The 11005-nt window shown below is 38.8% G+C and carries 6 protein-coding genes; 5 read left to right on the plus strand and 1 reads right to left on the minus strand.

The features are described from left to right. Nucleotides 1-23: 23 nt before the first annotated feature. Nucleotides 24-1751 (plus strand): DNA polymerase/3'-5' exonuclease PolX, encoded by a 1728-nt coding sequence (gene polX, locus LJ207_RS05965; RefSeq protein ID WP_229345111.1) that lies wholly within the window; start codon nucleotides 24-26, stop codon nucleotides 1749-1751. A gap of 21 nt (nucleotides 1752-1772) precedes the next feature. After that, nucleotides 1773-4145 carry an endonuclease MutS2 gene (locus LJ207_RS05970; protein ID WP_229345113.1) on the plus strand — a complete coding sequence of 791 codons (2373 nt, stop codon included), beginning with the start codon at nucleotides 1773-1775 and terminating at the stop codon, nucleotides 4143-4145. A 2-nt stretch (nucleotides 4146-4147) separates the two neighbouring features. On the opposite strand, the gene LJ207_RS05975 is transcribed toward LJ207_RS05970, so the two are convergent. Then, nucleotides 4148-6511: a penicillin-binding protein 1A gene (locus tag LJ207_RS05975; RefSeq protein ID WP_229345115.1), complete on the minus strand. Its 2364-nt coding sequence runs from the start codon at nucleotides 6509-6511 to the stop codon at nucleotides 4148-4150. Between the two features lie 150 nt (nucleotides 6512-6661). Between LJ207_RS05975 and tyrS the strand changes: the two genes are divergently transcribed. From tyrS to LJ207_RS05990, 3 genes are all read left to right on the plus strand, one after another. Continuing rightward, nucleotides 6662-7882 (plus strand): tyrosine--tRNA ligase, encoded by a 1221-nt coding sequence (gene tyrS / locus LJ207_RS05980; protein WP_229345118.1) that lies wholly within the window; start codon nucleotides 6662-6664, stop codon nucleotides 7880-7882. 17 nt (nucleotides 7883-7899) lie between these two features. Beyond that, nucleotides 7900-10533, plus strand: coding sequence for an alanine--tRNA ligase (alaS, locus tag LJ207_RS05985; protein WP_229345121.1), 2634 nt, complete (start codon nucleotides 7900-7902; stop codon nucleotides 10531-10533). Between the two features lie 68 nt (nucleotides 10534-10601). Beyond that, entirely contained in the window at nucleotides 10602-10862 is a 261-nt protein-coding gene (locus LJ207_RS05990; protein WP_255666777.1) for an IreB family regulatory phosphoprotein, read from the plus strand. Nucleotides 10863-11005 lie beyond the last annotated feature (143 nt).

Raw genomic sequence — 11005 nt, forward strand, 5'->3', positions numbered from 1 at the left:
TATCTTAAAAAGGGGCGAAAACATTGCTTGAGCTAACAAATAAAGAAATTGCAAAAATTCTTAATCAATTTGCCGATCTTTTGGCTATTAAAGGAGAAAATGACTTTAAGATCAGAGCTTATACTAATGCTGCCCGAAAAATAGAGTCTTTAAGTGATGATATCAGTACTTTAGCAGCTGAGGGAAAGCTTAAAGAAGTTAAGGGTATAGGTAGTGGAATAGCAGAAAGTTTAAAAGAAATACTTGAAAACGGTGTTATAGAAGAAATGGAAAATATTAAGGCTGAATTACCACCTGGGGTAGTAGAAATGATAAATATTCCCGGACTGGGGCCAAAAACAGCCCACCGCTTTTATTATGAGCTGGGGATAGAGGACCTGCTCGGCCTTGAAGCCGCCCTTGAAGAAGGTAGGGTAAGAGAGCTAAAGGGTTTTGGCAAAAAATCCGCGCAAAAACTATTATACGGTCTCAAAAATTATGAAAAATATCTTGATAAAATAATTTTAACTAAGGCCCTTAAAACAGCCGCAATGATAATTGCAGAAATCAAAGAAAAAATCGAGGCTCAATACTTTAGTCAAATTGAGATCTGTGGAAGTGCCAGAAGGGCTAAAGAGATGACAGGTGACCTTGATATTTTGCTGGCAACTGAAAAGCCGGCAGAGCTGAGTTCGCTTTTAACCCAGCTTGATTTTACAAAGGAGGTTATTGGAGCTGGAGATACCAAGGTCAGCATTAGAACCCAGGAAGGGATTCAGACCGATTTTAGGCTTGTTTCAGCTGAAGAGTTTCCTTCTGCCCTCCATTACTTTACAGGTTCTCAGGCCCATAATGTTCGGATGAGACAGCTGGCCAAAGATAAAAATCTTAAATTAAATGAATATGGATTGTTCAGAGCAGATGAAAGCAAAGAAGAGCTTAAATCTGAGGCAGATATCTTCAATATTCTGGGATTAGACTATATTATTCCCGAACTGAGGGAAGACCAGGGAGAAATTGAAGCCGCCCAAAATGGCAGCTTACCCCAGAGCATCGAAATAGAAGCTATTAAAGGTGATTTACATCTCCATTCTCGCTATAGTGATGGCGCTTTTGGCATTAAAAAAATGGCTCAAAAAGCTGCCGAGAGAGGTTATCAATATATAGCGATCACAGATCATTCTCAATCCTTAAATATAGCCGGAGGTTTAAGCCCTGAAGATCTAAGAAGGCAGATCAAAGAAATTGATGAGCTGAATCGGGAATTTGAAGATTTCAAGATCTTAAAAGGGGTAGAAGTTGATATTTTAAAAGATGGCAGCCTTGATTATAAAGCTGAGCTCTTAGCAGAACTTGATATTGTAATTGCTTCTGTGCACAGCAACTTCAATCTCCCTGCAGAGCAAATGACAGAGCGGATAATTAAGGCTGTTAAAAATCCGCAGGTAAATGTTTTAGGACATCCCAGGGGAAGAATGCTGGGCAGCAGAGATCCCTATCAATTTGATTTAGATAAGGTGATTGCTGCAGCTGCAGAAGCAGGTACAGCTTTAGAAATTAACTCTTCACCCCAGAGGCTTGATTTAAATGCCGAATGGGCGAGAAAAGCAAAAAAGGCAGGAGCACTGCTTTCTATCAATACTGATGCCCACCACTATAAGCAGTATGCTGATATTGAGTTTGGAGTAAAAACTGCTAGAAGAGGCTGGTTAGAAAAAGACGATGTTATAAACTGTTTTTCTTATCAGAAATTGATGAAATTTTTAAAATAGAAATTCCGGAGGTAATAAATTTTGAAAGAACACAGTCTGGAAGTTTTAGAATACTATAAAATAATAAATATGACTGCAGAGCGGGCAGCAACTAAGCTTGGCCGGGAAATTGTAGAAAAGTTAAAACCACTTGCCAATGAAGACTATATTGAGGAAAAGCTGGCTGAGGTCAGTGCTTTGAAAACGATGATCTCTGAGTTCGGTAAACTTCCCTTTGGGGGAATCAGAGATATTAGAGAATCACTTAAAAAGGCAGAAAAGGGAGCGGTTCTTTCTACAGATAAGATCAATGATATTCGCAATACTCTGCGGGGAATCAAAGAAATTGATCAATATTTTGCTAAGATCAAAGCTGAGCTTGATCCCAGAATCATAGCCAGAGAATATGAGATTCTTTATCAAATTACTGCTGGCCTACTGCCGAGAGAAAATCTGGCCCGGGAAATAGACCGCTGTATTAATGATTATGGAGAAATAGCAGATGATGCCAGTGCAAAACTTAAATCACTGCGGGCTAAGATCGATTCGATAGAAAATGGGATCAGAGATAAACTGGATTCGATTATTAAAAGCAGTAAATACCAGGATATGCTGCAGGAGAGTATAGTCACCAAAAGGGAAAATCGTTATGTAGTTCCGGTTAAACAGGAACACCGCAATAAATTTGATGGAATTATTCACGGTCAATCGGCAAGTGGATTAACCCTTTTTATGGAGCCGATGGCTGTTGTGCGCTTAAATAATGAACTAAGGGAAGTCAGGGCTCAGGAAAATGCAGAGATTCAGCGGATACTGCAGGTTTTAAGCTCAAAAATAGCTGTCCAGGCAGAGATCATTAAAAAAGATCTAAAAATTGTTTCTCACCTTGATGTGATCTCAGCTTCAGCTAGATTTAGCCTTGACTATAATTGTAATGCCCCTGATATCAACCAAAAAGCTTTGATCGATTTAAAAGAGGCCAGACACCCACTTTTAAAAGAGGAGCCGGTACCGATCGATGTTAAACTTGGTGATAAAATATCAACCCTGGTTATTACAGGTCCAAATACCGGTGGTAAAACTGTTTCTTTAAAAACCGTTGGTCTTTTAACTTTAATGGCTCAAACGGGAATGCATATTCCTGCTCAAGCCAATTCGACCATAGCTGTTTTTGAAAAGATCTTTGCCGATATTGGGGATGAACAGAGTATTGAACAGAGTTTAAGTACCTTTTCTTCTCATATGACAAAGATCAAGCAGTTTTTGGCTGAATCAGATTCTAATACCCTTGTTTTGATGGATGAGCTCGGGGTTGGAACCGATCCTGAAGAAGGTGCAGCCTTAGGAATTTCCATCCTGGAGGAGCTGCAGCAGAAAGGTGCAGTAACAATTGCCACAACCCACTACAGTCAGCTTAAAAGCTATGCCTATAGTGCCGATAATGTAGAAAATGCTTCGGTGGAATTTGATATCGAATCACTTAAACCAACCTATAATTTAATTATGGGGGTTCCAGGTGGTTCTAATGCCTTTGAAATAGCTTTAAGGCTCGGTATTCCAGAAGGGATAATCAAAAGAGCCAGAAGCCTTTTAAGTGAGGAAGAAATAAAGGTTGAAGATATAATCAATGAATTAAATCAGGAAAGAAAACGCTATAAAAGATTAAGAGAAGAGATGGAAGAATACAGAAGACGGGAAAAAGAACTGAAAGAAAAATATGAAAAGATGATCGAAGAACAGCAGCAAAAACATGAAGCAGAAATGGAAAAAGCCCGTCAGGAAGCGGAAGAGCTGGTAAGTAAAACAAAAAAAGAAGCCAAAAGGATCATCACTTCTTTAAAAGATAAAGATTATAGTAAACGCTCTGAAGTTGATAGGGCTCAAACAGAAGCAAATCAAGAACTAAAAGAATTAGAAAATGTTTTAGCCAAGAAAAAAGACAGTCGAGATCAAAGAGCTGAGCAAAAACTTGAGGTCGGTGATCAGGTCAGGGTGAGCAGTATCGGCCGCAAGGGTGAAATCACCTCTATTGATGAAGAAAAAGCTGAGGCAAAAATTCAGGCCGGGATTATGAAGGTAACAGCTTCTTTAGCTGATCTGGTCAAGGTAGATATTCCGGAAAATGAAGAAGAAGAGCTTTTAAAAAAATACCGGGTCCAAAAATCTCAGCATGTTTCTCCCAAGCTCGATCTCAGGGGAGAGAGGTATGGAGCAGCTCAAAGTCAGCTGGATAAATACCTTGATGATGCTTTTTTAGCCGGACTTAATGAAGTAGAAATAGTACATGGTAAAGGAACCGGTGCCTTAAGGGAGGCAGTTGAAGAGATCTTAGAAAAAAACCCCCATGTCTCAGACTTCCGCCTGGGAAGGCAGAGAGAAGGAGGCACAGGGGTTACTATTGCCAAACTTAATTAATTTTAATCTTCATTATCTCCTCTGAAAGCATCAAATATTCTTCTTAAAGTACCTGAAGCAGAATCATCTTCATGGAGATCACAGGAGCGGGAAGGCCTTGTTTCAAAACGAGGAGTTCCGTTCCTGTTTAATCTTGGAATACCATATTCATCATCGATCTGCTGCACCGGTTCTCCGGTTTCAATCCTATAAGTACCTCTTACCAGATCTTCATAATCTTTATTTGGATTAACCTCAACAAAGGTTTTTTGAGCAGGTCCAACTCTAATCCCAGAACCTTCTATATAATGTCTTTCCTCAACCTGATCTTCAGGACAATTACTGGTAGCTATCAAACCACTTTCTCTATCTATTCTCAATGTTTCTACCGGTCCATGTAAATCAGAGGTTTCTTGAGGTTCAGTTCCTTCTTTAAATGGTAAAACATCTATTCTAGGTGCATATTCGTTTGCCTTTAGGCCTGTATAAGGATCAACTGCAGCTTCAACAATATTTTCTGGAATCTGAAAATCAATTACAGGCATATCTGCAGAAATTTCGCGCATATATTCTCCCCAGATTTGAGCGGCTTCTCCACTGGAAACGGTTTTAGTATCATATTCCATAGAGCGTCTTGAATCTTCACCTATCCAGACAGCTGTTGCGATTTGGGGAGTATAACCTACAAACCAGGCATCAGTATATTCGTTGGTTGTTCCTGTTTTACCTGCAACATCTCTATCCATCTGGGCTCTGCGGCCTGTACCATTTTTAATAACATTTTCTAGCATCGAGGTCATTAAATAACTGTCAGCTTCTGACATAACAAGCCTTTTATGTGGCTGAGCTTCATAAATTAAATTATCATGTCTATCATAAATTTTTTCTATAGAATAAGGCCTATTATATACACCTTGATTGGCAAAAACACTGTAAGCTGCTGTCATCTCTAGAGGAGAAATACCTCTATTTAAACCACCTAAAGCCATTGAATAATGATCATCAAGACCATCATTATTGGTAAAGGTAGTGATTCCCAGCTCTTCGGTTAAGGCTCTGGTATTTTTGACTCCAATATCTTGTATCAATTTTACTGCTGCCACATTTACAGAATGGGTTAAAGCAGTATCTAAATTAATCAAACCTCTGTACTGGTCTCCATAATTACGAGGCCAGATACTGAGATGATCTCTACCGGTTTCAGAAGCCAGCATCGGTAAATCATTAATCACACTAGCCGTAGTATAATCACCTTCTGCTAAAGCAGCTGCATAAACAAAGGGTTTAAAAGCAGAACCGGGCTGTCTGACCGCCTGATGAGCCCTGTTAAATTGATCAGTACCTCTTCCCCCTATCATTGCTCTAATAGCACCTGAATTAACATCCAGACTTACTAAGGATACCTGTGGCTGTAGATGTTCACTCTGGCCGCTGCTAAAAGAAGGTAGATAACCATTATCTATTTTTGCCTGGATTTTTTCTTCAGCAACTTTTTGCATATCAGGGTCTATAGTTGTATGTACTTCTAAACCACCACTATAAACCATAGAAGCTCCAAATTGATTGATCAGTTGATCTCTAATATAAAGTAAAAAGTAATGAGAACTTTGGCTAGGACTTTCTCTACCTTCGAAATCCAGATCAAGTTCTTCATTTTTAGCTTCTGCTGCTTCCTCTGCTGTTATATAATCCAGTTCTGCCATCCTGTCTAAAACCACATTCCTTCTTGCAACGGCTCTTTGCGGATTATTAAAAGGAGAATAATTATTTGGTGACTGAGGCAAACCAGCGATTAAAGCTGCTTCTGCCAGGTCAAGTTGATCAACACTTTTACCAAAGTACTGAATAGAAGCGGTTTCTACTCCATAAGCGCTGTGACCTAAAAAGATCTCATTTAAGTACATTTCTAAAATTTCGGATTTGGTATACATTCTTTCAAATTGAATGGCCAGATAGGCTTCCTGTAATTTTCTATAAAAAGATTTTTCCAGGGTTAAAAATGAATTTCTGGCCAACTGCTGGGTGATGGTACTGGCACCCTGAGCAAGTCTTCGCTGCTGGATATTGGCAACCATGGCCCTGACAATACCCCAATAATCTATACCGTGGTGAACATAAAAATTAGTATCTTCTATTGCTATAATTGCATTTTTTAAATCATCAGGAATTCTTTCTAAGGGTACATAAACCCTATTTTCCTTAAAAAGTTTGCTTAATAATTCACCATTTGAGCTGTAGATCATTGTTGCTTCACTTGAACCTTTGTACTCAGAGATATCAGGAGTGTCCCGGATTATCCAGGTTACAGCACCTAAGATAGCACCTGTGCCAAGGGCAAATATTACTATAATAGTGACTAATATTATTTTTTTAGATTTCTTCTTCATTGACTTACCTCCTGTCAGGTAAATATTATAACATAAAACAGCTGTTTATGGTAGCCCTTGTTAGTAATTAATCTATCTGTTATAATAAAATGACAAAGGATACAGGAGGTGAAGAGCCTGTTAAAGAGAAGATAAGACAGGCGTTTTTTTATGGAAATTAATGAACAGTTAAAAATATTAAAAAGAGGGGTCAGTGATCTGATCTCAGAAGAAGAACTAAAAGAAAAATTAATCAAAGCAGAAAAAGAGGGTCGTCCTCTAAAGGTTAAACTGGGACTTGATCCAACTGCACCTGACATCCACCTGGGTCATACGGTTGTATTACGCAAATTAAAGCAGTTTCAGGATCTAGGTCATCAGGTATATTTAATAATCGGTGATTTTACAGGTATGATAGGAGACCCTACCGGTAAATCGGAAACAAGAAAACAGCTGACCGAAGCAGAGGTTAAAGAAAATGCCCTTACATATCAGGAACAGTTTTCTAAGGTCTTAGATAGGGATAAAACAAAACTTGTCTACAATAGTGACTGGTTAAGTGAGATGAAATTCAGTCAAGTTTTAGAATTATCTGCTCAATATACTGTAGCTAGAATGCTGGAAAGAGATGATTTTTCCAAACGCTACCAGGCCGGTAAACCGATCGGCATCCACGAATTTTTCTATCCTTTAATGCAGGGTTATGATTCTGTGGCAATCGAAGCTGATGTAGAGCTGGGAGGTACTGATCAGCGTTTTAACCTGCTTGTGGGCAGAAATCTGCAGAAAGAATATGGTCAGGATTCTCAGGTGATTATCACCATGCCCCTTTTAGAAGGTTTAGATGGAGTTAACAAGATGAGCAAAAGTCTTGATAATTATATAGGTGTATATGATAAACCAGCAGATATGTATGGTAAGGTCATGTCAATGCCTGATGAACTAATAGCCCGCTATTATGAACTTTTAACAGATATTTCTCTGGAAAAATTAAAGGAGATCAAAGCAAAACTGGCCAGAGATGACTTTAATCCAATGCAGCTTAAAAAAGAATTGGCTGCAGAACTGGTTAGAGAATATCATGATCAAGCAGCTGCTGAATATGCAGCTCAAGAATTTGAAAATGTATTTTCCCAGGGTAATTTACCTGATGATATACCAGAGGTAGAAATCGAGCGCTCAGAGCTTGATGAGGGAGAACTCTGGATAGTAAAAATTGTAGCTGCCACAGGTCTGGTTGATTCAAACAGTGAAGCCAGAAGGATGATCAAACAGGGAGCTGTAACTATTGATGGTCAAAAATATGATAAAATTAATTTAGACCTTGAAGTTAAAGATGGAATGATCGTTAAGATCGGTAAAAGGCGTTTTGCTCAAATCAAGCTGAAATAGAAAGGAAGGTATGATTAATGATAAAAAGTGGAGATGAAATAAGGCAGGCTTATTTGGATTTTTTTGAGTCAAAGGATCACCTGGTACTTCCCAGTGCTCCTTTAGTACCTAAAAATGACCCCAGCCTGCTCTGGATAAATGCAGGGATGGCTCCCTTTAAAGCCTATTTTGACGGCAGCCTAGAACCACCTCACCCCAGAATAGCTACCAGTCAAAAATGTATTAGAACAAATGATATAGAAAATGTCGGGAAAACCGCCCGCCACCATACCTATTTTGAGATGCTGGGTAATTTTTCTTTTGGTGATTATTTTAAAGAAAAAGCCATTATCTGGGCCTGGGAGTTTGTGACCGAGGTCTTGGAATTTGAAGCAGATAAGCTCTGGATCACTATTTATAAAGATGATGATGAAGCCCATGCAATCTGGAAGGAAAAGGTGGGACTGCCCGAAGAAAGAATTGTCAGAATGGGTAAAAAAGAAAACTTCTGGCAGATTGGGACAGGACCCTGTGGTCCCTGTTCAGAAATTCACTATGATCGAGGAATAGAATTTGGCGACAGCAGTGAAGATGTTCTGGGGGGAGAAGGAGATAGATTTTTAGAAATCTGGAACCTCGTTTTTACCCAGTATAATTATACTGAAGAGGGAGAATATATAGAACTGCCCAATAAAAATATTGATACGGGAATGGGTTTAGAAAGGGTAGCCTCTATATTACAGAATACAAAAACCAATTTTGAAACCGATTTAATCAAACCTATTATCGACGCAGTTGTAGAAATGACCGGGATCGACTATCAGGAAGATGAAGAAAGCATGACAGCTTATCGGGTTATTGCCGATCATCTGCGTTCTGTTGCTGTGGCAATTTCTGATGGTGCTTTACCTTCAAATGAGGGGCGAGGTTATGTAATAAGGCGTCTTATCCGTCGTGCTGCCCGTTATGGGCGCAAAATTGGCTTTACAGAGCCTTTTTTGTACGAACTGGTGGAATGTACTGCTGAGGTAGTAAAGGGTGTAGCACCGGATTTAAAAGAGCAGCTGGCCCATGTAGAAAATGTGGTTAAATCTGAGGAAGAAAGTTTTTTAAAGACCCTAGAACAGGGTTTAAATATCTTAGAAGATTTTTTAGTAGATTTAAAAGCAGAAAATAAGCAGGTTTTAAGTGGTAAAAATGCTTTTATCTTGTATGATACCTATGGTTTTCCCCTTGATCTAACCAAAGATATAGCTTCAGAAGAGGGGATTCTGGTTGATGAAGAAGGCTTTGAAAATGAAATGGCAGCTCAGCGCCAAAGAGCCAGAGAAGCCAGAGAAGAAAGCTCTTTCAGCAGTGGAGAAATAGATAAACTCTATGCTTCTTTTAAAAAAGAAATTGAAGCAGTAGAATTTACCGGCTATAATTCTTTAACAGAAGAAACTTCTGTAATTGGAATTATTAAAGATAAAGAAAAAATAGACTCTATAAAAGCGGGAGAAAAAGCAAATATAATTCTCCGTAAAACTCCTTTTTATGCTGAAAGTGGAGGCCAAATCGGTGATAAAGGCTTACTCAAAAACGATAATTTTGAAGCCGAGGTTATCAATACCTTCGAAAAAGCCGAGATTATAGTCCATCAGGTTAAAGTAGAAAAGGGAGAAGTTAAAAAGGGAGATCAGCTTAAAGCTGTTGTTTATGATAACAGGAGAAAGGCAACTGCCCGTCATCATTCAGCAACCCACCTCCTCCATAAAACCTTAAAAGAGGTTTTAGGTGAACATGTAAATCAATCAGGTTCACTGGTTGCTCCAGAAAAACTTCGTTTTGATTTTACCCATTTTTCTGCCTTAAGTGAACAGGAATTAAGGGAAATAGAAAAACGGATCAACCTGGCCGTAATGGAAAATTATCCTGTTCAAACTGAAGAAAAAGACTTAGAAGAGGCTAAAGCTATGGGAGCAGAAGCCCTTTTTGGAGAAAAATATGAGCAAGAGGTCAGGGTTGTAAAAATGGGAGATTACAGTCTAGAACTCTGTGGTGGTACCCATGTTGAGGCCACCGGAGATATAGGGCCTTTTAAAATAGTATCTGAAAGTGGGATTGCGGCTGGAGTTAGGAGAATAGAAGCAGTTGTGGGAGAGTTTGCCCTAGATTACTTTAGTCAGCAGCTAGATACCCTAAAACAGTCAGCTGCAGAGTTAAAAACAGAACCTGAACAGCTGCCAAATAAAATTAAACAGCTGCAGCAGGAGAAAAAAGAACTGCAGAAAGAACTTGATTCACTCAAACAAAAACTGGCCGGTTCTAAAAAGGATGAACTTTTAGAGCAAGTTAAAGTAGTGGCTGGAATCAATATTTTAACAGCAGAATTATCTGAACTTGATAATCAGGGACTGCGTAATTTAATCGATCAGTTAAAAGATAAACTTGATTCGGCAGTAATAGTACTGGCAAGTAAATCTGAGCAGAAGGTTGTTTTTGTTGCCTCAGTTAGTAAAGACCTAATTGAAGAGGGTTTTCATGCCGGGAATATAATCTCCGAAGTTGCCAAAGTCGCCGGTGGTGGTGGTGGTGGCAGAGCTGATATGGCCCAGGCCGGAGGAACAAAGGTTGCTAAAACGGCTGCTGCCCTGGCTAAAGTCGAAGAAATTATAAAAAAGCAGCTTTAAAACAAGGAATTAACTGCTGACTGCAGAAATTAGTAAATAAGGCAAATAAAAAGACAGGATGTGATAATATGGCCGCTGATGAGATCAATGATAAAACAATGCGTTTTAAAATCCAAAAAGAAGAGATTAGTGAGGCTGGATTTGTACTTAAAAAAGTCTCTAAAGCCTTAGAGGAAAAAGGTTATAATCCAATCAGTCAAATTGTCGGATATTTACTTTCTGGTGATCCTGCCTATATAACAAGTTATAAAGATGCTAGAACCATGATTAGAACCATCGATCGGGATGAGATCATTGAAGAACTGCTCAGCAGTTATTTAGCAGAATAAAAAAAGCAGCTAAAGAAATTATAAATCGCTTCCTGCTCTAATTTGAGCTGGAGGCGATTTTTTCTGGTTAGTGTAAAATTACTTTTGGAGATTCAAAACTGAATCATAAAAAAAATAGAAAGAAGACTCCCTTTTTGATAAAA

The sequence above is a fragment of the Halanaerobium polyolivorans genome (assembly GCF_020711195.1).
Classification (GTDB): domain Bacteria; phylum Bacillota; class Halanaerobiia; order Halanaerobiales; family Halanaerobiaceae; genus Halanaerobium; species Halanaerobium polyolivorans.